Below are 24,590 nucleotides of genomic sequence, written 5' to 3' on the forward strand. Positions count from 1 at the left end.
CGTATCGAGGACGTGTGGCCCTTGTCCTCCCTTCAGGAAGGGCTACTGTTCCACTCCCAGTACGACGAGCAGGCCGAGGACGTCTACGTCGAGCAGTTCGTGACCGGTCTCGCCGCTCCGCTGGACCCCGCGGTCCTGCGGGCGTCCCTCCAAGCACTCCTCGACCGCCACGCCAGCCTCCGGGTGGGGTTCCAGCAGCCCGCCGGAATGCAGCAGTTCGTGCAGGTCGTGGCCCAGGGTGTGGAGTTGCCGTGGCGTGAGGTGGATCTGTCTGGGTTGTCGGTGGGGGAGGTGGGGGTTGAGGCTGCGCGGTTGAAGGCGGAGGAGGGTGGTCGGCGGTTTGATGTGGGTGTGCCGCCTTTGTTGCGGGTGTTGTTGTTGCGGTTGGATGAGTCGCGGTTTGAGTTGGTTTTGACGTTGCATCATATTTTGATGGATGGTTGGTCGTTGCCGGTGTTGTTTGGTGAGTTGTCTGAGGTGTATGGGGCGGGGGGTGATGTTTCGGTTTTGCCGGTGGTGACGTCGTATCGGGAGTATTTGGCGTGGTTGGGGCGTCAGGATCGTGGTGCGGCGCGGTTGGCGTGGGGTGGGTTGTTGGAGGGTGTGGTGGAGCCGACGTTGGTGGGGTCGGTGGGTGTGGGTGGTTCTGTGGGTGATGTTGAGGGTGGTGTGGGTGCTGGTGGTGTGGGTCATGTGGTGGTGCGGGTGGGTGGTGGGTTGGTGGGTGTGTTGCGTGGGGTGGCGCGTGAGCGTGGGTTGACGTTGAACTCGGTGGTGCAGGGTGTGTGGGGTGTGTTGGTGGGGGTGTTGACGGGTCGGTCGGATGTGGTGTTTGGGGCGGTGGTTGCGGGTCGTCCGGCTGAGTTGGTGGGTGTGGAGCGGATGTTGGGGTTGTTCATCAATACGGTTCCGGTGCGGGTGGTGGTGGATCCGTATCGGTCGGTGGAGGGGTTCTTGGGGGAGTTGCAGGAGCGGCAGGCTGGGGTGTTGGAGCATCAGCATTTGGGGTTGGCGGAGATTCAGCGGGTGGTGGGTCAGGGGGAGTTGTTCGACACGCTCCTCGTCTACCAGAACTACCCCGTGCCCGCGCAGGGCGACCTCGCGCCCTCCGGTGACGGCCTCCAGATCACGGGCTCGTCCAGCTCGGACACCGCGCACTACCCCCTGATCCTCGGTGTCGTCCCGGGCGAGCACATGGAACTCCGCCTCGACTACCACCGCGACCGCTTCGACGCCGAGACCGTGCAGGCGTTGGGTGACCGGATGGTCCGGCTCCTGGAACAGATAGCCGAGGACCCCACCCGACCCCTCGCCCAACTGGACGTACTCGACCCGATCGAGCGGGCCCGGCTGACCGAGTGGAACGACACCCTCGACGAGGACCCGAGCGTCACCGTGCCCGAGCTGTTCGCGGCCCAGGCCGCGCGGACTCCGTACGCGGTCGCCGTGACCGGGGCCGACGGGGACGGCCTCAGCTACGCCGAGTTGGACGCCCTCTCCGATCGTGTGGCGGGCGGGTTGGCGGGCCGTGGTGTGGGCTCGGACGGTCGGGTCGGTGTGGTGATGGACCGTTCGCCGGAGTTGGTGGCGGTGTTGCTCGGCGTGCTGAAGTCGGGTGCGGCGTACGTTCCGCTGGACGCGGCGCATCCGGTCGCCCGCCTCAAGGGCGTGGTGTCCGAGGCCGGCGTGTCGGTGGTGGTCGCCGACCGGGTGCTGGAGGGTCTGGAAACCGTCTCCGTGACGGAACTCCTCGACGCTGCTCCCCTGGCTTCGGCGCCCGTGGTGTCGCCGGAATCCCTCGCGTACGTGATGTACACGTCCGGTTCGACGGGTCGCCCGAAGGGCGTCGCCGTGACCCATCGCAACGTCGCGGCGTTCGTTGCGGATCGGGCGTGGCGTGATGATGTGGTGGAGCGGGTCTTGGTGCAGGCCAACCACGCCTTCGACGCGTCGACGTACGAGTTGTGGGTGCCGTTGGCGCGTGGTGGTCAGCTGGTCGTGGCGCCCTCGGGTGACTTGGACGCGGCTGAACGCGGTCGGCTGATCGCCGAGCACAAGGTCACCAACGTCCACGCGACGGCCGGCCTGTTCCGGGTGTTGGCGGAGGAGTCGCCGGAGATCTTCGCCGGTGTGCGTGAGGTGTCGACCGGTGGTGATGTCGTGTCGGCGTCCGCGATCCGTGCCCTTCTCGATGCGCACCCCGATCTGACCGTGCGGACGACGTACGGTCCGACGGAGACGACGGCGTTCACGACGCAGGTCCCGTACCGTGCGGGTGATGAGGTGCCGGCGAATGTGCCGATCGGTCGGCCGATGGACAACAGTCGGGCGTACGTCCTGGACGAGTTCCTGCGCCCGGTGCCGCCCGGTGTGACGGGTGAGCTCTATCTGTCGGGTGCCGGTCTGGCCCGTGGTTACGACAGCCGCCCGGGTCTCACCGCCGAACGTTTCGTGGCCTCGCCCCATGGTGGTGGGCGGATGTACCGGACGGGTGACCTGGCCCGTTGGACGGCCGACGGTGAGTTGCTGTTCGCGGGGCGTGCCGATGATCAGGTGAAGATCCGGGGCTTCCGGATCGAGCCGGGTGAGGTGGAGTCGGTGCTCGCCGCGCACGAGTCGGTGGGTCAGGCTGCGGTGATCGTGCGGGAGGATCAGCCGGGTGCCAAGCGGCTCGTCGCGTACGTGGTCGCGGCGGGCGACTCGCTCGACACGGAGGCGCTGAGCGAACACGTCGCGGGCAAGCTGCCGGAGTACATGGTCCCGTCCGCGGTCATCGCACTCGACGCCCTCCCCGTCACCGTGAACGGCAAGCTCGACCGCGCTGCCCTCCCCGCACCCGAAGCCAGGGCCTCGGTCAGCCGGGGTCCCGCGACCCCGCTGGAAGAGGTCCTGTGCGGGCTGTACGGCGAGGTGCTGGGCCTGGATTGGGTCGGTGCGGAGGACTCGTTCTTCGACATCGGCGGTGACTCGCTCCTCGCCATGCGGCTGATCCCCCGCATCCGTGCGGTGCTCAACGCCGAGGTCAGCATCCGTGAACTGTTCGGAGCCGCTTCGCCGGCCGAGATGGCACGGTTGGTGGCCGAACACCAGGGGCAGGTGCGGGCACCGCTCGCCGCCCGGGAACGCCCCGAGGTGCTGCCGCTGTCGTACGGGCAGCAGCGGATGTGGTTCCTCAACCAGTTGGAGGAGGCGGGCGCGGGGGCCGGGTACAACATCTCGCTGGTGCTCCGGCTGGTCGGGGACCTCGACCTGCCGGCCCTGACGGCCGCGCTCGCCGACGTGGCCGATCGGCACGAGTCGCTGCGGACGCTCTACACGGAGACCGAGGGCGTCCCCAGACAGGTCATCGTCGACGGTCGCGACGGGCACCCCCCGGTCGCGGTCCGTGAGATCGCCGAGGAGGAGCTGCCCCGGGCCCTGGAGGCCGGCACCGTACGGGGCTTCGACCTGGCACGCGAACTGCCGTGGCGCGTGGAACTGCTCGCCCTGTCGCCCACCGACCACACCCTGCTGCTGGTGGCCCACCACATCGCCGTGGACGGCTGGTCCATGGGTGTGCTGGCCAGGGACGTCCAGGCCGCGTACGCGGCTCGACACGCGGGATCGGCCGTCAACTGGTCCCCGTTGCCCGTGCAGTACGCCGACTACGCGTTGTGGCAGCGGGAGACGCTGGGCGAGCTGGCCGACCCGGACAGCCTGATCAGCGCCCAGCTCGGCTACTGGCGGGACAACCTCGCCGGCATCCCCGAGGAACTGTCCCTCCCGGTCGACCGGCTCCGGCCCCCGGTGTCGTCCTTCGAAGGCGGCGCCCTGCCCCTCCGGATCGACGGGCACACGCACGCCCAGCTGGTGGAGGTGGCCCAGCAGGGCTCGGCGACCATGTTCATGGTGGCCCAGGCGGCCCTGGCGATGCTGCTCGTCCGCCTCGGCACCGGGACCGACATCCCGTTGGGCACCACGGTCGCCGGACGCGGCGACAGCGCGCTGGACGAGATGGCCGGGTTCTTCGTGAACACCCTGGTCCTGCGGACGGACGCCAGCGGTGACCCCACCTTCACCGAGTTGCTCTCCCGGGTCCGTGACGTCGACCTCGCCGCCTACAGCCACCAGGACCTGCCGTTCGAACGGCTCGTGGACGATCTCAACCCCGTGCGGTCGCTGTCCCGGAACCCGCTCTTCCAGATCATGCTGGTGCTCCAGAACATCCCCCGGACGGCCGCTCCCTGGGTACTGCCGGGCCTGACCGTCACTCCGATGCAGGCGCGCGACACGGTCGACGCCCGGGTCGACCTCACCGTCAGCCTCACCGAGCACCGCGACGAGGAGGGCACCCCCGCCGGAATGGGCGGGGAGATCCACTACGCGAGGGACCTGTTCGACCACTCCACGGCCGAGGCGCTGGCCAACCGTCTGATGCGGGTCCTGGAGCAGGTCGCAGCCGACCCCGGGCTGCGGATCAGCGCGCTCGACGTGCTGGACGCCGACGAGGAGTGGAAGGTCGTCCAGGACTGGAACGACACCGACCACGAGATCCCCGACGACACGGTTCCCGGGCTGTTCACGGCGCAGGTGGCGCGGACCCCGGACGCCTTGGCCGTGGTGGGCGACGGCGTACGGCTGACCTATGCCGAGCTGGACACCCGGTCGGACCGGGTCGCGGGGTGGCTGGCGGGCCGTGGTGTGGGCGCGGGCGGCCGGGTGGGCGTGGTGATGGACCGTTCGCCGGAGTTGGTGGCGGTGTTGCTCGGCGTGCTGAAGTCGGGTGCGGCGTACGTTCCGCTGGACGCGGCGCATCCGATTGCTCGGCTGAACGGCGTGGTGTCCGAGGCCGGGGTGTCGGTCGTCGTCGCGGATCGGGTGCGGGAGGGGCTGGACACGGTCCCGGTGGCCGATGTGCTGGCGGCGGCCCCGCTCACCACGGCTCCCGTGGTGTCTCCGGACGGGCTGGCGTACGTGATGTACACGTCGGGTTCGACGGGTCGCCCGAAGGGCGTGGCCGTGACCCATCGCAACGTCGCGGCGTTCGTTGCGGACCGCGCATGGCGTGATGACGTGGTGGAGCGGGTGTTGGTGCAGGCCAACCATGCCTTCGACGCGTCGACGTACGAGCTGTGGGTGCCGCTCGTGCGCGGCGGACGCCTGGTACTGGTCCCGCCGGGCGAGGCCGATGCGGCGGAGCAGGCCCGGTTGATCGCCGAGCACGCGGTGACGAACGTGCACGTGACGGCCGGCCTGTTCCGGGTGTTGGCGGAGGAGTCCCCGGAGATCTTCGCGGGCGTGCGGGAGCTGGCGACGGGCGGTGACGTGGTGTCCTCGTCGGCGGTCCGCGCGGTCCTGGCGGCCCACCCGGACATGACGGTGGTGGCGAACTACGGCCCGACCGAGACGACGGCGTTCATCACGCGACAGGTGTTCACCGCCCAGGACGCGGTCCCGGCGACCGTGCCGATCGGTCGGCCGATGGACAACAGCCAGGCGTACGTCCTGGACGAGTTCCTGCGCCCGGTCCCGCCCGGTGTGACGGGCGAGCTGTACCTCGCGGGCACCGGACTCGCCCGCGGCTACGACAGCCGCCCGGGACTGACCGCTGAGCGGTTCATCGCCCACCCCTTCGCCGATACCGGCGGCCGGATGTACCGCACGGGCGACCTGGCCCGGTGGTCGGCGGGCGGTGAGCTGCTGTTCGGCGGGCGTGCGGACGACCAGGTGAAGATCCGGGGCTTCCGGATCGAGCCGGGCGAGGTGGAGGCGGCGCTGTCCGACCACGAGTCGGTGGGGCAGGTCGCGGTGATCGTCCGGGAGGACCAGCCGGGGACCAAGCGCTTGGTCGCCTACGTCGTCCCGGCCGGAGACCCGGTGGACCCGGCTGACCAGGCGGACCCGGTCGACTCCGAGGCTCTGCGGGAGCACGCGGCGGGGCGGTTGCCGGAGTACATGGTGCCGTCGGTGTTCGTGACGCTGGACGCCCTGCCGGTCACGGTGAACGGGAAGTTGGACCGCGCAGCCCTGCCCGTGCCCGGAGTGGTGGTGTCGGCCGGTCGGGGCCCGGAGACTCCGGTGGAGGAGTCGCTGTGCGGGTTGTTCGGTGAGGTGTTGGGGTTGGAGCGGGTGGGGGCGGAGGACTCGTTCTTCGAGTTGGGTGGGGATTCGTTGTTGGCGATGCGGTTGATCGCCCGTGTGCGTTCGGTGTTGGAGGCGGAGGTGAGTATCGCGGCGTTGTTCGGTGCGCCGTCGGTGGCGGGGTTGGCGCGGTTGGTGGAGGCGGACCGCGGTGTGGTGCGGGCGCGGTTGGTGGCGGGGGAGCGCCCTGATGTGGTGCCGTTGTCGTTCGGGCAGCAGCGGATGTGGTTCCTCAACCGGTTGGAGGAGGCCGGCGCCGGCGCCGCGTACAACATCTCCCTGGCGCTGGGCCTGACCGGTGAAATCGACACCGCTGCTCTCCGAGCGGCGCTGCACGACGTCGCGGACCGGCACGAGACCCTGCGCACGGTGTACCCCGCCACCGGCGGAGTGCCCAGGCAGCAGATCCTGGACGGTGCCGACGGCCGGACCGAGCTGATCACCCGGACCACGCCCCGCGATGAACTCCGCGCGGTGCTAGGGGACTTGTCGCAACGGTCCTTCAACCTGAGCAGCGACCTCCCCTGGCGCACGGACCTACTGATCCTGACGGACGCGGACGCGGACGCGGGTACGAGTACCGGCGCAGGTTCAGGAACCGGAGACGAGCGGTCGGATTCGGCCACCGGGCCCGTCGGCCCCGAGTCCGACTTCGATGCCGTCCTGCTGCTGACGGTGCATCACATAGCCGTGGACGGCGCGTCCATGGGCGTGTTGGCCCGCGACTTCCAGGACGCCTACGCCGCGCGCCGCGTCACCGACGCCCCGTCCGAGCGACCTGCCCTGCCGGTGCAGTACGCCGACTACGCGTTGTGGCAGCGTGAAGTGCTGGGCGAGCTGGACGACCCGGACAGCCTGATCAGCGCCCAACTCGCCCACTGGCGGGAAGCGCTCGCGGAACTGCCCGAGGAACTGGCCCTCCCCGTCGACCGCACCAGGCCCCCGGCGCCGTCGTTCATCGGGGGCGAGGTGCCCGTGGACGTGAGCGCCGACACGCACGCCCGACTGATCGCGGCGGCCCAGCGGGCTTCGGCGACGACCTTCATGGCGGTCCAGGCGGCGCTGGCGATGTTGTTGGTGCGGCTGGGCGCCGGGACGGACATCCCGGTCGGCACGGCGGTCGCGGGCCGTCCCGACAGCGTGCTGGAAGAGTTGGCGGGGTTCTTCGTGAACACCCTGGTCCTGCGGACGGACGCCAGCGGTGACCCGACGTTCCAGGAACTCCTGGCCAGGGTCCGCGATGCCGACCTCGCCGCCTACTCCCGCCAGGACGTGCCGTTCGAGCGGCTGGTGGAGGACCTGAATCCCGTCCGTTCGCTGTCCCGGCACCCGCTCTTCCAGATCATGCTCGCCGTGCAGAACGCCGGCGCCGGCGGCGACGCGGCCTGGGAGCTGCCGGGGCTGACGGCGCGGCCGATGCCCGCCGACGACCGGGTCGTCAGCCGGTTCGACCTGTCGATCGGACTGGACGAGATCCGCGACGAAGCCGGCGCGCCCGCCGGAATGCGCGGCACGGTCCAGTACGCGACGGACCTGTTCGACCCGTCCACGGCGCGCGCCCTGGCCGATCGGCTGCGCAAGGTGCTGGCACAGGTGGCGGCCGATCCCACACTCCGGGTCAGCGCTCTCGACGTGCTCGACGCCGACGAGGAGTGGAAGGTCGTCCAAGCCTGGAACGACACGGATCACGAGATCCCGGTGGAGACGGTCCCCGCGCTGTTCGCCGCCCAGGTGGCACGGACCCCCGACGCGGCGGCCGTCGTGGGCGGGGACACCGCACTGACCTATCGCGAGCTGGACGCCCGGTCGGACCGGGTGGCGGGCTGGCTGGCCGCCCGTGAGCCGGGCGGGTCCGCCGACCGGGTCGGCGTGGTGATGGACCGGTCGCCGGAGCTGGTGGCGGTGCTGCTGGGTGTGTTGAAGTCGGGTGCGGCGTACGTTCCGTTGGACGCGGGGCACCCGGTGGAGCGGTTGCGGGGTGTGGTGTCCGAGGCCGGGGTTTCGGTGGTGGTTGCCGACCGGGTGCTGGAGGGGCTGGAGACGGTCCCGGTGGCCGATCTGCTCGATGCCGCCCCGCTCGCCACGGCTCCCGTGGTGTCGCCGGAATCCCTCGCGTACGTGATGTACACGTCGGGTTCGACGGGTCGCCCGAAGGGTGTGGCCGTGACCCATCGCAACGTCGCGGCGTTCGTTGCGGATCGGGCGTGGCGTGATGACGTGGTGGAGCGGGTGTTGGTGCAGGCCAACCACGCCTTCGACGCGTCGACGTACGAGTTGTGGGTGCCGTTGGCGCGCGGTGGTCAGCTGGTCGTGGCGCCCTCCGGAGACTTGGACGCGGCTCAGCGCGGTCGGTTGATCGCCGATTACGGAGTCACCAACGTCCACGCGACGGCGGGTCTGTTCCGGGTGTTGGCGGAGGAGTCGCCGGAGATCTTCGCGGGCGTACGCGAGGTCTCTACGGGTGGTGACGTAGTCTCCGCGTCCGCGATCCGCGCCCTGCTCGACGCGCACCCCGATCTGGTCGTGCGGACGACGTACGGCCCGACCGAGACGACGGCGTTCACGACGCAGATCCCGTACCGCGCGGGTGACGAGGTCCCGGCCAACGTGCCGATCGGTCGGCCGATGGACAACACCCGGATCCTCGTCCTGGACGAGTTCCTGCGCCCGGTCCCGCCCGGTGTGACGGGCGAGCTGTACCTGTCGGGCGCCGGACTGGCCCGCGGTTACGACGACCGTCCCGCACTCACCGCCGAACGTTTCGTCGCCTCGCCCTACGGCGGGCGGATGTACCGCACGGGTGACCTGGCCCGCTGGACGGCCGGCGGTGAGCTGCTGTTCGCGGGGCGCGCCGACGACCAGGTGAAGGTGCGCGGGTTCCGGGTCGAGCCGGGCGAGGTGGAGGCGGTGCTCGCCCGCCACGCGTCGGTGGCGCAGGTGGCGGTGGTCGTCCGGGAGGACCAGCCGGGCACCCAGCGGCTGGTGGCGTACGTGGTGGCGGCGGGCGGCACGCTGGACGCCGAGGCGCTGCGGGAGCTGGTGGCGGGCGAGCTGCCGGAGTACATGGTGCCGTCCGCGGTGATGGCGCTGGACGCCCTGCCGGTCACGGTGAACGGGAAGTTGGACCGGGCGGCCCTGCCCGTGCCCGAAGCCAGGGCCTCGGCCGGTCGGGGGCCCGCGACCCCGTTGGAAGAGGTGCTGTGCGGGTTGTTCGGTGAGGTGTTGGGGTTGGAGCGGGTGGGGGCGGAGGACTCGTTCTTCGAGTTGGGTGGGGATTCGTTGTTGGCGATGCGGTTGATCGCCCGTGTGCGTTCGGTGTTGGAGGCGGAGGTGAGTATCGCGGCGTTGTTCGGTGCGCCGTCGGTGGCGGGGTTGGCGCGGTTGGTGGAGGCGGACCGTGGTGTGGTGCGGGCGCGGTTGGTGGCGGGGGAGCGCCCGGAGGTGCTGCCGCTGTCGTACGGGCAGCAGCGGATGTGGTTCCTCAACCGGTTGGAGGAGGCCGGCGCCGGCGCCGCGTACAGCATTTCGCTGCCGGTCCGGCTGGTGGGTGACCTGGACCTCGGGGCGTTCGAGGCGGCGCTCGGCGATGTCGCCGAGCGGCACGAGACGCTGCGCACGGTCTTCCCCGACACGGAGGGCGTGCCCAGGCAACACGTCCTGGAGGGCCCGGCGGCCCGGCCGGTGCCGATCGTCCGGGCGGCGACCTCGGCGCAGGTGCCGGAGCTGCTCGCCGCGGCGACGGGCCGCCCCTTCGACCTGGCCTCCGACCTGCCCTGGCGGATCGAGCTCCTGGAGATCTCCCCGACCGAACGCGTCCTGGTGGTGGTGGCGCACCACATCGCGGTCGACGGCTGGTCCATGAGCGTGCTCGCCCGCGACCTGTGGACCGCGTACGCGGCCCGCGCCGGCGGTGCCGCCCCTGACTGGGTGCCGTTGCCGGTGCAGTACGCCGACTACGCCCTGTGGCAGCGCGAGGTGCTGGGCGAGCTGGACGACTCGGACAGTCTGATCAGCGCCCAACTCGCCCACTGGCGTGAGGCGTTGGCGGATCTGCCGGCCGAGCTGGCGCTGCCGACGGACCGGCCGCGGCCGGCGGCTGCCTCCTTCGAGGGCCGGGCGGTCCGGGTGCAGGTCGGTGCCGAGACGCACGCGGCGCTGGTCAAGGCCGCCGAGCGGGGTTCCGCCACGGTGTTCATGGTGGTGCAGGCCGCCCTCGCGGTGTTGCTGAGCCGGGTCGGCGCGGGCACGGACATCCCCGTCGGCACGGCGGTCGCCGGGCGGGGGGACACCTCGCTGGACGACCTGGCCGGGTTCTTCGTCAATACGTTGGTGCTGCGCACGGACGTCAGCGGTGATCCGACGTTCGAGGAACTGTTGGCGCGGGTGCGCAACGCGGACCTGTCGGCCTACGGGCACCAGGACGTGCCGTTCGAGCGGCTGGTGGACGAGCTGAACCCGGCCAGGTCGCTGGCCCGGCACCCGCTGTTCCAGGTGATGCTGGTCCTCCAGAACGTGCCGCGTTCCCAGTCGTCGCCCTGGGAGGTGCCGGGGCTGGCGGTGGAGCCGGTGCCCGTGGACGAGAACGTGGCCGCCCGGTTCGACCTGTCGGTCAGCCTCTCCGAGCAGCGGGACGAACAGGGCACCCCGCTCGGTCTCGTCGGCAGCCTCCAGTACGCGACGGACCTGTTCGACGAGTCCACCGTGCAGGCCCTCGCGGGACGGCTGGTCCGGGTGCTGGAACAGTTCGCCGCCGACCCGGGGGTGCGCCTCAGCCGGATCGAGGTCCTGGAGGACGCCGAGCGGGCGCAGGTCGTCACCGACTGGAACGACTCCGCACGCAGCGCGCCCCCCGCGACGCTGCCGGAGCTGTTCCGGGCGCAGGTCGCACGGACCCCCGACGCGCCCGCAGTGATCGGGGAGACCGAGCTCAGCTACGCGGAGTTGGACCGGCGGACCAACCGGATCGCGCACTGGCTGATCGCCCGGGGCATCGGCCCGGAGCACCGGGTCGGCGTGCTGATGGAACGCTCCCCGGACCTGGTCACCGTGCTGCTGGGCGTACTGAAGTCGGGTGCGGCGTACCTGCCGATGGACCCGGCGTACCCGGCCGAACGCATCGGCTTCGTCCTCGCCGACGCCTCGCCCGCCCTGGTGCTGTGCACCAGCGGCACCGCGGGATTGCTGGCCGAGGACGTGAACCGCGTGGTGTGGGACGAGGACGCGACGTTCGCGCAGGTCGCCGGGGCCCCGGCGAGCGCTCCGCAGGTCGGACTGCGCCCCGGGCACCCCGCGTACGTGATCCACACCTCCGGATCGACGGGCACCCCCAAGGGCGTGGAGGTCACCCACCAGGGGGTCGCCAGCCTCTCCGGGAGCCAGATCGAACGCTTCGGGGTGGGCCCGGGCTCCCGGGTGCTCCAGTTCGCGGCGCTCGGCTTCGACGCCTCCGTCTGGGAACTCGTCATGGCGTTGACGTCGGGTGCGGCCCTGGTGACCGCCCCCGCCGACCGGATGCCGCCGCTCGGACCGCTCGCCGACCTGCTCGACGACTACGGGATCACCCACGTCACGCTGCCGCCCTCGGTGCTGGCCTCCGCGGACCGGCTGCCCGCGTCGCTGCGGACCGTCGTCGTCGCCGGTGAGGCGTGCCCGCCGGCCCTGGTCGACGCCTGGGCCCCGCAGGTGGACTTCATCAATGCGTACGGGCCGACCGAGACCACCGTCTGCGCCACCATGTCCGCCCCCCTGACCCCCGACCCGGACCGCACCTCGGTGCCCATCGGCACCCCGGTGTGGAACAGCAACTCCTACGTGCTGGACGACTTCCTGCGCCCGGTGCCGCCCGGTGTGACGGGCGAGCTGTACGTCACCGGGTCCGGTCTGGCGCGTGGTTATGCGGGTCGGGCGGGGGTGACGGCGGAGCGTTTCGTGGCGTCGCCGTTCGGTGGTGGGCGGATGTACCGGACGGGTGACCTGGCGCGGTGGACCCGGGACGGGGAGTTGGTGTTCGGGGGTCGCGCGGACGATCAGGTGAAGGTGCGCGGGTTCCGGATCGAGCCGGGCGAGGTGGAGGCGGCGCTCGCCGGACACGCGGGCGTCGGTCAGGTGGCGGTGGTGGTGCGGGAGGACCAGCCGGAGGTGAAGCGGTTGGTGGCGTACGTGGTGCCGGCCGGGGAGCCGCTGGCCGACGGGGCGCTGCGGGAGCACGCGGCGGCGCGGCTGCCGGACCACATGGTGCCGTCGGCGTTCGTGGTGCTGGACGCGCTGCCGATGACGGTGAACGGGAAGCTGGACAAGGCGGCCCTGCCCGCCCCCGAGTTCGACGGAGGTGAGGGGCGCGAGCCGCGTACCCCGCTGGAGGAGGCGCTGTGCGGGCTGTTCGCCGGGGTCCTCGGACATGAACGGGTCAGTGCGGACCGTTCGTTCTTCGAACTGGGCGGTGACTCGCTGCTGGCGATGCGGCTGATCGCCAGCATCCGTTCCGAGCTGGCCGCGGAGGTGAGCGTACGCGACCTGTTCGGTGCGCCGACGGTGGAGGGGCTCGCCCGGCTGGTGGAGGAGGGGCAGGGCGTCGTCCGGGCGCAGTTGGTTGCCGGGGAGCGTCCCGAGGTGCTGCCGCTGTCCTACGGTCAGCAGCGCATGTGGTTCCTCAACCGGATGGAGCAGTCCGGGGCCGGCGCCGGCTACAACGTGCCGCTCGCCCTGGAACTCACCGGCGCACTCGACATCGAGGCCCTGCGGTCCGCGCTGCACGACGTCGCCGAGCGGCACGAGACCCTGCGCACCGTCTTCCCCGAGACGGACGGCGTGCCCGCACAGCGCATCCTGCCCGCCGGCGGCACCGACCTGCCCGTGCGCAACGTCGTCCCCGACGAACTGCACGCGACCGTGGACGGGGTGGCGCGCCACACCTTCGACCTCACCCGGGACCTGCCCTGGCGCACCGAACTGCTGTCGCTGTCGGCGACCGAACACGTCCTGGTGCTGGTGGCGCACCACATCGCCGTCGACGGCTGGTCCATGGGCGTCCTCGCCGGTGACCTACGGGCCGCGTACGGGGCCCGCCTCGGTGGCGCGGCCCCCGACTGGGCGCCGCTGCCGGTGCAGTACGCCGACTACGCCCTGTGGCAGCGCGAGGTGCTGGGCGAGCTGGACGACCCGGACAGCATGATCAGCGCCCAGGTCGGCTACTGGCGCGAGGCGCTGGCCGGGCTCCCCGAGGAACTGACGCTGCCGGCGGACCGCACCCGGCCCGCGACCTCCTCGCACCGGGGCGCCTCGGTGCCGGTGGAGGTTCCGGCAGCCGTGCACGCCCGGCTGGTGGAGGTGGCGCGGCAGAGCTCGTCGACCATGTTCATGGTGGTCCAGGCCGCGCTGGCGATGCTGCTCGCCCGGCTGGGCGCCGGCAACGACATCCCGGTCGGCACGGCCGTCGCCGGTCGCGCGGACCGGGCGCTCGACCAACTGGCCGGCTTCTTCATCAACACGCTGGTGCTGCGCACCGACGTGAGCGGCGACCCGACGTTCGACGAGGTCCTGGCACGGGTGCGCAACGCGGACCTGTCGGCCTACGGGCACCAGGACGTGCCGTTCGAGCGGCTGGTGGACGAGGTGAGCCCGGTGCGGTCGCTGGCCCGGCACCCGCTGTTCCAGGTCATGCTGGTCCTCCAGAACCTGCCGCAGGAGGGCTCGGGTTGGGACCTGCCCGACCTCGACGTGCGGCCCGTGCCGGCGGAGGAGTCCGTCGCCGCCCGGTTCGACCTGTCCTTCACCCTGGCGGAGGCCAGGGACGAGCAGGGCGCTCCGGCCGGGATCGCCGGAGGGCTCCTCTACGCCACCGACCTGTTCGACCCGGCCACGGCCGAGGCGATCGCCGCCCGGCTGGTCCGGGTGCTGGAACAGGTGGCCGCCGACCGGGGTCGGACCCTGAGCGGGCTGGAGGTCCTGGAGGACACCGAGCGGGAACGGGTCCTCACGGACTGGAACGACACCGACCGCCCCGAGACGGGGACCACCCTCGGTGCGCTCTTCGCGGAGCAGGTCGCCCGGACCCCCGGGGCCACCGCCCTGGTCGACGCCGCCGGCGGCCCCGCGCTGACCTACGCCGAACTGGACGCCCGCGCGGACCGGGTGGCGCGGTGGCTGCGGGACCGCGGCGTGAGCGCGGAGCACCGGGTCGCCGTGCTGCTGGACCGGTCGGTGGAACTGCTGGTGGTGCTGCTCGGCGTGGTGAAGGCGGGCGCGGCCTACGTACCGCTCGACCCGGCGCATCCGGCCGAGCGGATCGCCCGCGTCCTCGCCGGTGCCGCCCCCGAACTCGTCCTCAGCGAAACGGGGTTGACGGACCGCCTCGCTGACGCGGACGTCGTCCCCGTGCTCTGGGACGACCCCGAGGTCACCGCGGAGGTCGCCCGGGCCACCGGGCCGGTCCCGGTGTCCGCCGCGGGCCCCGAATCGCCGGTGTACGTGATGTTCACCTCCGGCTCCACGGGCGAACCCAAGGGGATCGTCACCACCCACCGCGGGGTCACCGACCTGGTGCGCGACCGGAGTTGGGCGGTGGAGCCGGGCGACCGGGTGCTGCTGCACGCACCGCACGCCTTCGACGCGTCCACCTTCGAGATCTGGGTGCCCCTGGTGTCCGGCGCCGCGGTCGTCGTCGCTCCGCCCGGAGTGGTCGACGGTCAGGCCCTGGGCCGGCTGGTCGGCGAGCACGCACTGACCACCGTCCATGTCACCGCGGGGCTGTTCGGGGTGCTGGCCGATGCGTCGCCCGAAGCGCTGACGGGCCTCACCGAGGTACTGACCGGTGGCGACACCGTTCCCGCCGGCTCGGTGGCCCGCATCCGGGAGACCCTGCCCGACCTGCGGATACGGCATCTGTACGGGCCCACCGAGGCGACCCTGTGCGCGACCGCGTTCCTCATCGAGCCCGGCGCGGACGCCCCCGCCGTACTGCCCATCGGCAAGCCGCTGGACAACACCCGCGCCTACGTACTGGACGAGTTCCTGAGCCCGGTCGCGCCGGGCGTCCTCGGCGAGCTGTACTTGGCCGGGTCCGGTCTGGCGCGTGGTTATGCGGGTCGGGCGGGGGTGACGGCGGAGCGTTTCGTGGCGTCGCCGTTCGGTGGTGGGCGGATGTACCGGACGGGTGACCTGGCGCGGTGGACCCGGGACGGGGAGTTGGTGTTCGGGGGTCGCGCGGACGACCAGGTGAAGGTGCGCGGGTTCCGGATCGAGCCGGGCGAGGTGGAGGCGGCGCTCGCCGGACACGCGGGCGTCGGTCAGGTGGCGGTGGTGGTGCGGGAGGACCAGCCGGAGGTGAAGCGGTTGGTGGCGTACGTGGTGCCGGCCGGGGAGCCGCTGGCCGACGGGGCGCTGCGGGAGCACGCCACGGAACGGTTGCCCGACTACATGGTGCCGTCGGCGTTCGTGGTGCTGGACGCGTTGCCGATGACGGTGAACGGGAAGCTGGACCGGGCCGCCCTGCCCGCCCCCGAGTTCGACACCGAAGGGGGCCGCGAACCGCGGACCCCGCTGGAGGAGGCGCTGTGCGCACTGTTCGCCGGCATCCTCGGGCACGAACGGGTCAGTGCGGACCGTTCGTTCTTCGAACTGGGCGGTGACTCGCTGCTGGCGATGCGACTGATCTCCGGCATCCGCTCCGAACTGGGCGCCGAAGTGAACATCCGTGACGTCTTCGGTGCGCCGACGGTGGAGGGGCTCGCCCGGCTGGTGGAGGAGGGCCAGGGCGTCGTCCGGGCGCAGTTGGTTGCCGGGGAGCGTCCCGAGGTGCTGCCGCTGTCCTACGGGCAGCAGCGCATGTGGTTCCTCAACCGGATCGAACAGTCGGGCGCCGGCGCCGGCTACAACGTGCCGCTCGCGCTCGGCATCACCGGCGCACTCGACGTGGAAGCCCTCGAAGCGGCGCTCGGTGACCTCGCCGAGCGGCACGAGACCCTGCGCACCGTCTTCCCCTCCACGGACGGGGTGCCCCGACAGGAGGTCCGCGGGGACCGACCGCCGCTCGACCGCCGGGAGAGCACCCCGGACGAGGTCGACGGCGTGGTGGGCGAACTGATGGGCAAGGGCTTCGACCTCGGGGCCGAACTGCCGTGGCGCACCGAGCTGGTGACCCTCTCGCCCACCGAACACGCCCTGGTCGTCGTCGCCCACCACGTCGCCGTGGACGGGGTGTCCATGGGCATCCTGGAACGCGACCTCCGAACGGCCTACCTGGCCCGGTCCGGCGGTGCGGCCCCCGACTGGGCGCCGCTGCCGGTGCAGTACGCCGACTACGCCCTGTGGCAGCGCGAGGTGCTGGGCGAGCTGACCGACCCGGACAGCCTGATCAGCGCCCAACTCGGCTACTGGCGCGAAGCGCTCGCCGGGCTCCCCGAGGAACTGGTCCTCCCGACCGACCGGCCCCGACCCGCGACCGCCTCCTTCCGCGGGGGACACGTTCCGTTCCGGCTCGACGCCGAGGCGCACGCCCGCCTGGTGGAGCTGGCCCGGCGCGGTTCGGCCACGATGTTCATGGTGATCCAGACCGCGCTGGCGGCCCTGCTGTCGCGGCTCGGCGCCGGTACCGACATCCCGCTGGGCACCGCCGTCGCCGGCCGCGGCGACAGTTCCCTGGACGATCTGGCCGGGTTCTTCGTCAACACGCTGGTGCTGCGCACCGATGTGAGCGGCGACCCGACGTTCGAGGACCTGCTGGCCCGGGTGCGCGACGCGGACCTGTCGGCCTACGCCCATCAGGACCTGCCGTTCGAGCGGCTCGTCGACGACCTCGACCACGCCCGCTCGCTCGCCCGGCAGCCGCTGTTCCAGATCATGCTGGCCGTGCACTCCGGTGGCCGCCCGGCCGTCGACGCCGGCGACGCCTGGAACGTGCCCGGAATCTCGGTCCGGCAGCTGAGCCCGGACCACGAGGTCGCCGCCCGCTTCGACCTGTCGGTCACCCTCGGCGAACAGCGCGACGGGTCCGGGGCGCCCGACGGCATCGGCGGGGCCATCCAGTACGCCGCCGACCTGTTCGACGAGGAGACGGCGCGGACCCTGTCCGAGCGGTTCTCCGCGGTGCTGCGGCAGATCGCCGACGACCCGCGGGTCCACCTCCGCGACCTGGACGTCATCGCGCCCGAGGAACGGCACACGGTGCTGGAACGGTGGAACGACACCACCGCACCGCTGCCCGTCGCCACCCTGCCCGAGCTCTTCGAACGGCGGGCCGCTGACACCCCCGGGGCCCCGGCCGTCGTCTCCCACGACCTCACCCTCGACTACGGCCAGGTCGACGCGCTGTCCAACCGGGTCGCGCACTGGCTGATCGGGCGGGGCGTGGGCCCCGACGACCGGGTCGCCGTGGTGATGGACCGGTCGCCCGACCTGCTGGTGGTGCTCCTGGGCGTGGTGAAGGCGGGCGCCGCGTACGTGCCGGTCGACCCGTCCCACCCCGCCGACCGCAACGCCTTCGTCCTCGCCGACGCGGCGCCCGCCCTGGTGCTCCGCACCCGGGCCACCGCGGCGGCGACGGCCCCCGGCACCGATACGGATACCGGCACGGATACCGGCACCGTCGCCGGTGGACCCGAGCAGGTGGTGTGGGAGGACACCGTCGCGGACATGGCGGGTTACCCGGCGACCGCGCCGGGGGACCAGGACCGGACGGCCCCGCTGCGGCCGGAACACCTCGCCTACGTGATGTACACCTCCGGTTCGACGGGCCGGCCCAAGGGCGTCGCGGTGACCCACCGCAACGTCGTCGGGTTCGCCACCGACCGCAGTTGGCGCGGGGACGTCCTCGAACGGGTCCTGGTGCACGCCAACCACGCCTTCGACGCGTCGACCTACGAGATCTGGGCGACCCTCGCGCACGGCGGGCGGCTGGTGCTGCTGCCGCCGGGCGACGCGGGCGCCGCCGAACGGGGCCGACTGATCGCCGAGCACGGCATCACCAACGTGCACGCCACCGCCGGGCTGTTCCGGCTCCTCGCCGAGGAGTCCCCGCAGATCTTCGCCGGGGTCCGCGAGGTGTCCACGGGAGGCGACCTGGTGTCGTCCGCCGCGATCCGCACCCTCCTCGATGCGCATCCCGATCTGGTCGTCCGCACCACCTACGGGCCGACCGAGACCACCGCGTTCACCACCCAGACGGCGTACACCGGTGCCGGTGCCGTCCCGGCGAACGTGCCCATCGGGCGCCCCATGGACAACAGCCGGACCTACGTCCTGGACGAGTTCCTGCGCCCGGCGCCGCCCGGGGTGACCGGCGAACTGTACGTGGCCGGAACCGGGTTGGCCCGCGGTTACGCCGGCCACTCGGGCCGTACGGCCGAACGGTTCGTCGCCTCTCCGTACGCCGGCGACGGCGCCCGGATGTACCGCACCGGTGACCTCGCGCGCTGGTCGGGCGAAGGCGAACTGGTCTTCGCGGGCCGCGCCGACGACCAGGTGAAGATCCGGGGCTTCAGGATCGAGCCGGGCGAGGTGGAGGCGGTGCTCGCCGAACACGCCTCGGTCGGGCAGGTCGCGGTGGTGGTCCGCCCCGACCGGCAGGGCTCCCCGCAGCTGATCGCCTACGCCGTGCCCGCCGGCCCCGAACTGGACGGCGGAGCACTGCGGGAGTACGCCGCGAGCAAGCTGCCGGACTACATGGTGCCCTCGGCCGTGGTCGCCCTGGACGCCCTGCCCGTCACCGCCAACGGGAAGCTCGACCGCTTGGCCCTGCCCGACCCGGCGGCGGAGGAGACCGGCACCGGACGGGAGCCGCAGACCCTCGCGGAGGTGACGCTGAGCGGGCTGTTCGCCGCGACGCTGGGCCTGGACCGCGGGGTCGGCGCGGAGGAGTCGTTCTTCGACCTCGGCGGTGACTCCCTGCTGGCGATGCGGCTGGTGGAACGCGTCCGACAGGCCTTCGGCACCGAGCTCGGCGTCCGGGAACTGTTCGCCGGGCCCACCGTGGCCCAGCTCGCCCTGGCGCTCCAGGCGGACACCGCCGCCGTCGACGACTACGCGGGGGTGCTGCCGCTGCGGACGGACGGGGACCGGCCCCCGCTGTTCTGCCTGCATTCCGGAGGCGGCCTCGGCTGGCAATACGCGGCCCTGGCCGCCCACCTTCCCGCCGACCAGCCGGTCTACGCCGTACAGGCACGGGGCCTCACCACGACGGAAAACCTGCCGGAAAGCCTGGAGGAAATGGCCGCCGACTACGTCGGACGGATTCGTTCCGTCCAACCGGACGGGCCCTATCATCTGATCGGATGGTCATTCGGCGGAGTGCTGGCGCACGCCGTCGCCACGGAACTCCAACGGCAGGGCGAATCCGTCGCCACCCTCGCCGTTCTCGATGGATATCCGCATCGGGAGATCGCCCGGACACAGGCGCCGGGAACGGAATTCGAGGCATTCGGGGAGCTGCGTCCCGATGAGGGTCCCACGCAGCTCATCGACGGTGGCAAGGTGCCCGACGGGCGTGCTCCGGCCGCTACGGAGCTGGTCGACGGGGCGCACCCCGACGATTCGCTGCCGGCCGCGCAACGGGTCGCGAACAACAACCTCCAGTTGCTGCGGGCCTTTGTCCCGCAATCGTTCCGCGGGGACGTCCTCCTATTCGTGGCCGCCCTGGGGCGCCCGGAAATGATGACCGCCGAGGCCGCCCCGGAAGCCTGGCACCCCTATGCGGACGGCGTCGAGGTGCACACCCTTGAGTGCGATCACCGGCAGCTCGTCACGGGCGAACCGGTGGCGGAGATCGCCCGGGTCATTTCGGTGCGGCTGGAGGACGGTCGATAGTGATACCTCGCCGAAACCCTCTCGTCCCTAACCTCGTATCAAGCGTCCTGGCTACGACAGCGCCCGGTCGCTGACGAAGCCGTAGGAACTCCCACGAGAGATGGAGAATGACATGCAAGGTGCCTCTGGCTATGGTCGCCTGGACGGCAACCGTACGGGCCGGCCGCGGCGGGCCCGGCTGTTCGCCTCCATGGTCGGAGTGACGGCCGTCGTACTGCTCGCGGGCGCTTGCTCCACCGACAAGGAAACTCCTGCCAAGGACTCGCCGAAATCCTCCGCGGCGGGGAAGGCGAAGGGCGAGCCGGGCGAGAAGAGCACCCTCGCCTACGCCAAGTGCATGCGGGAGAAGGGGGTCAGCAACTTCCCGGACCCCAACGAGCAGGGCCGGTTGGACATCGACGGCACCAAGGTCGACATGAAGTCCGCCGTGGCGCAGGCCGCCGACAAGGCGTGCAAGCCGCTGCTGCCGCCGATGGACGCCAAGCCGCCCGCCGAGGTGCAGGAGGCGTCCGTGAAGTACGCCAAGTGCATGCGGACCAACGGGGTGCCCAAGTTCCCGGACCCCAACTCCGAGGGCGGCATCGACATCAACGGCGACTCGCTGGGTGTCGACCCGAACAGCCAGGCGTACAAGGACGCCGACAAGAAGTGCAAGCCGATCCTGGACAAGGTCGCGAGCGGCCCGCGGGAGTTCCAGACGGGCGGTCCCAAGTAACGTCCTCGGCGCTGCCGACGTCGCACCGCCCCGCCGTCCGGTCGGGGGGTGCGACGTCGCCCATGTGGGGTGGGAGCGGCGGCGCCGGGGTCGTACCGCCGGGCACCTGGGGGTGCCCGGCGGTCGGGCGTTCGGACGCGGTGTCAGATCCGGTAGCCGCGCTTGGCCACCGTCTCGATGACCTGGGGGTCCCCCAGTTTGGCCCGCAATCGGCTGATGGTGATCTTCACGGCGCTGGTGAAGGGGTCGGCGGCCTCGTCCCAGACCCGCTGGAGCAGCTCCTCCGCGGAGACCGCACGGCCCCGGGAGGCCAGCAGCAGTTCCAGCACCCCGAACTCCTTGGGCGCCAGTTCCAGCGGACGGCCGCCCCGGCTGGCGGTGCGGCGGGCGGTGTCGACCACCAGGTCGCCGTGGCGGACCACGGGCGGTACCGCCGGGTGCGCACGGCGGGCCAGCGCACCGATCCGGGCGACCAGCACCGGGAAGTCGAAGGGCTTGGCCAGGTAGTCGTCGGCGCCCAGGTTGAGCCCGTCGACCAGGTCCTCGGCGGACGCCTCGGCGGTCAGCATCAGGACCCGGCTGCGGCACCCGGAGGCCACCAGCTCGGCGCACACCTCGTCCCCGTGCAGCCCCGGTAGGTCGCGGTCGAGCACGATCACGTCGTACTCGCTGAACAGCGCCCGGTCGAGGCCGTCCTGCCCGTCGAACGCGACGTCGACGGCCATCTGCGCCCGACGCAGACCGATGGCCACGGTCTGGGCCATCTCCTCGTCGTCCTCCACCACGAGCACTCGCACGCTGTAAGCCCCTTCGCCGCCGTACGCGTCGGACACGGGCATCCTGACGGGCCCGCACGGGATGTTTCTACCCCATGGCGGGGCCCGGGGTTCAATCAAGACATCCATCAACTCCCGTTCCCCCGGATGGGCGTGGCCGCGCGACGGCTCGTTCCGGTCGGTGAAACCCTGCCGAAACCGCCGTCCGCGTACAAAGGAGGGGTGACACAGTCCGGCGAGCTGTGGAGAGGTCCATGACAGTCATCGCGAACCCCGGGACCGACCGACACCAAGCCCCCCGGGGCCGGTGGTGACCGCCGACGGCGCGGCCCCGGACCCGGTCGAGCAACCAGACCCGGACGGGCGGACCGCGGAGCGGGCCGTCGAACCGGTGGAGCCGCAGCCGGCGGCGGAGGAGACGAAGGGGCGCCCACGGGGCCGGCGCGGACGGCGGGTGGCCACGGCGATCACCCTGGCGCTGGCGGTGGCCGGTGGCGCGGGATTCGTGTTCGCCGACCCCCTCGACAGCGGCGCGCAGGACACCGGCGCGACCGCCCGCGTCGACGCGTCGACGGCGGTGGCGAAGGTGACCCGGGGGGCGCTGGCCGTACGCACCCTCCAGAAGGGCACCCTCGGCTACGCCGGTGAGCACAAGGTGGTCAACAACCTCAGCGGTACCCTCACCGACCTGCCCTCGGTGGGACAGGTCGTCCGCCAGGGCCAGCGGCTCTACTCGGTGGACGACGAACCCGTGATCATGCTGAAGGGGTCCGTGCCCGTCCACCGGGACCTGTCCTGGGGAGCGGAGGGCCCCGACGTGCGGCAGCTGAACTCCGCGCTGGTCGCCCTCGGGCACGCCGACCGGGACGACTTCGAGGACGACCCCGACTACTTCGGCTGGTCGACGTACCGCGCCCTCAAGAAGCTCCAGGACGACGTGGGCGTCGAGGAGAACGGCGAACTCAAGCGCGGCCAGGCCGTGTTCGTGCCCGAGCGGGAGATACGCGTGACCGGTCTCGGCGGTTCCGCGGGCAGCGCCGCCGGAAAGGGCTCCGTGGTGGTGGAGGGCTCCTCGACCCGCCGTCAGGTGACCGTGGACCTCGGCGCGAGCCAGCAGTCGGACGTACGGGTCGGCGACAAGGTGAGCATCGCGCTGCCCAACGGCAAGTCCACCCCCGGGGTGGTCGCGTCCGTCGGGAAGGTGGCCGAGCGGTCGGGCGACGGCATGGCGGTCAAGGTGCTGATCGAGCCCACCGAGGCCAAGGCGACCCGACGGTTCGACCGTGCCCCCGTCGAGGTGTCGATCACCAACACCGAGGTGAAGGACGTGCTGTCGGTGCCGGTGCGGGCGCTGTTGGCCCAGCAGGGCGGCGGCTACGCGGTCGAGCGGGTCGACGCGGGCGGTGAACGCCGGCTCGTCCCCGTGGAGACGGGACTGTTCGACTCCGTCGCCGGGCGGGTCCAGATCACCGGTGAGGGGCTGGACGCGGGCCAGCGGGTCGTGGTCGCGGAAGCCTGAGCGGTCGCGGACGCCCGGCGGAAGTCCGAGCCGGGCGCCGATACCCTCCCGAAACCCTCGCTCCGGTAGAAAGTTCACGAGACCTGTCCGGCCCGCCGAAAGGGCGGTGGGCCAGGCGGTGGACCGGGGAACCGTCGAGCGCGCCCCGGTTCGGCGGTGCGGACCGGCCGGGCTGACATCCCCCGCAGCCCGGCCGGTCCGGCCGCCCTCCGTATCTCGGCGCGCCGACGCCGCCCCTGCCGCCGCTGAGGCCGCGGCCCCGCCGAGGCGCTACGGCCCCGCTCCCGGCGCGTTGACCGGGCGAAACGGGCGCACAATACACTGACGCCATGCGTATCGGAGAGTTGGCGCAGCGCACCGGAGTGCCGATCCCCACGATCAAGTACTACACCCGTGAGGGCCTGCTGCCGCCCGGTGAACGCATCGGCCCCAACCAGGTGCGCTACGCCGATCCGCACGTGTCCAGGCTGAAGTTGATCCGCGCGATGCTGGAGGTCGGCGGGATGTCCGTGGCCGCGGCCCGCGAGGTGCTGGCGCGGGTGGACGTTCCCGGGCGCACCGTGCACGGGGTCCTCGGGGTCGCCCAGTCGGCGGTCAGCGGCTCCGGCGTCGAACGCGGTACCGAGGCGCAGCGGGAGCGGGCCGAGCGGGTCGCGGACGCATTGGCCCGGCGGCACGGTTGGGCCGTCAAACCGGGGAACCCGGGCCGCGCCGCACTGGTCCAACTCATCGTCACCTACCACGACCTGGAACGGGACGACCTGCTGGCGCTGCTGGACGCGTACGCCACGGCGGCCGAGGGCCTGGCCCGGGCCGAACTGTCCGCGGTGGCCGCCGTGCCCACCGCGGACGGCAAGGTCGAGAGCGTGGTGCTGGGTACGGTGCTGGGCGACGCGGCGATGGCGGCCCTGCGCCGGATGGCCCAGGAGAGTGCGTCGGCGCGGCTCGCTCACCCCGGGTAGCCGGGGCGGTCGTCGGCCGGCGGGCCCACCGGGACCAGGTGGTGCACCAGGGCCGGGGGGAGGTTGCGGAACACCGGCTCGGTGCGGAAGCGGTGCCGTTCCAGGGTGCGGGCGATGACCGACTGGGTGCGCAGCGTGCGCCCCCGGGTGCCGGGGCCGGCGAGGGCGCGACGCAGGGCGGAGAGCCCCGCGTAGGCGAAGAAGGAGAGGGTCCCGCCGGGGCGCAGCGCACCGAGCAGCCGGTCGAAGAGGTCGGTGACGGTCGGGGCGTCGAAGTTGGCGAAGGGCAGTCCGCACACGATCGTGTCGTACGTGCCGAGTTCGTGTTCCTGGACGAACCCGGTGAACAGGCGGACCCGGGGGTCGTCCGCGTACCTGCGGCGCAGCAGGTCGGTGAAGCGGGGGTTGGCCTCGATCAGGTCGAGGGTGTCCCGCGGGCCCATGGCGGCCCGGACGCGCCGGGTCACGGCGCCGGTGCCCGGGCCGACCTCCAGCACCCGGCGCGGCAGGTCGGGGCTGGGGATCACGAAGCGGGTCAGGGCGCTGCTCAGGGAAGGGCTGCTGGGTGCGATGGCTCCGGTTTCCCGCCGGGCCCGGGTGAACTCCTGGAAGAACAGCGTCACTTCGGTCATGACCCCCACCTGGAAGCTAGTGATAGTGAAACTATCGATAGTTTAGGTTACTGCTCGGGGTCGTGTTCT

General features: G+C 72.0%; 6 protein-coding genes. 4 read left to right on the top strand and 2 right to left on the bottom strand.

Going from position 1 to position 24,590, the window contains the following annotated elements; translation table 11 throughout:
• Positions 1-12 precede the first annotated feature (12 nt).
• Together ACFYOU_RS09060 and ACFYOU_RS09065 are read left to right on the top strand one after the other, a co-directional pair.
• A complete protein-coding gene (locus ACFYOU_RS09060; protein WP_391304955.1) occupies positions 13-19,917 on the top strand; it encodes a non-ribosomal peptide synthase/polyketide synthase in 19,905 nt (6,634 codons plus the stop codon).
• Between the two features lie 112 nt (positions 19,918-20,029).
• Positions 20,030-20,632, top strand: a complete 603-nt coding sequence (locus ACFYOU_RS09065) for a hypothetical protein (RefSeq protein ID WP_389769668.1) — start codon at positions 20,030-20,032, stop codon at positions 20,630-20,632.
• Positions 20,633-20,775: 143 nt separating this feature from the next.
• On the opposite strand, the gene ACFYOU_RS09070 is transcribed toward ACFYOU_RS09065, so the two are convergent.
• Positions 20,776-21,429, bottom strand: a complete 654-nt coding sequence (locus ACFYOU_RS09070; protein WP_385485984.1) for a response regulator transcription factor — start codon at positions 21,427-21,429, stop codon at positions 20,776-20,778.
• A 289-nt stretch (positions 21,430-21,718) separates the two neighbouring features.
• Between ACFYOU_RS09070 and ACFYOU_RS09075 the strand changes: the two genes are divergently transcribed.
• Together ACFYOU_RS09075 and ACFYOU_RS09080 are read left to right on the top strand one after the other, a co-directional pair.
• Positions 21,719-22,927 (top strand): hypothetical protein, encoded by a 1,209-nt coding sequence (locus ACFYOU_RS09075; protein ID WP_389769665.1) that lies wholly within the window; start codon positions 21,719-21,721, stop codon positions 22,925-22,927.
• Positions 22,928-23,256: 329 nt separating this feature from the next.
• Entirely contained in the window at positions 23,257-23,889 is a 633-nt protein-coding gene (locus tag ACFYOU_RS09080; protein ID WP_391304339.1) for a MerR family transcriptional regulator, read from the top strand.
• Here the strand turns inward: ACFYOU_RS09080 and ACFYOU_RS09085 are convergent.
• Positions 23,877-24,521, bottom strand: a complete 645-nt coding sequence (locus ACFYOU_RS09085) for a methyltransferase domain-containing protein (protein WP_391304341.1) — start codon at positions 24,519-24,521, stop codon at positions 23,877-23,879. The two genes, ACFYOU_RS09080 and ACFYOU_RS09085, sit on opposite strands and share 13 nt — an antisense overlap.
• Positions 24,522-24,590: the final 69 nt, after the last annotated feature.

Origin of the sequence: Streptomyces sp. NPDC005955, assembly GCF_042871255.1 — a bacterium.
Lineage (GTDB): Bacteria > Actinomycetota > Actinomycetes > Streptomycetales > Streptomycetaceae > Streptomyces.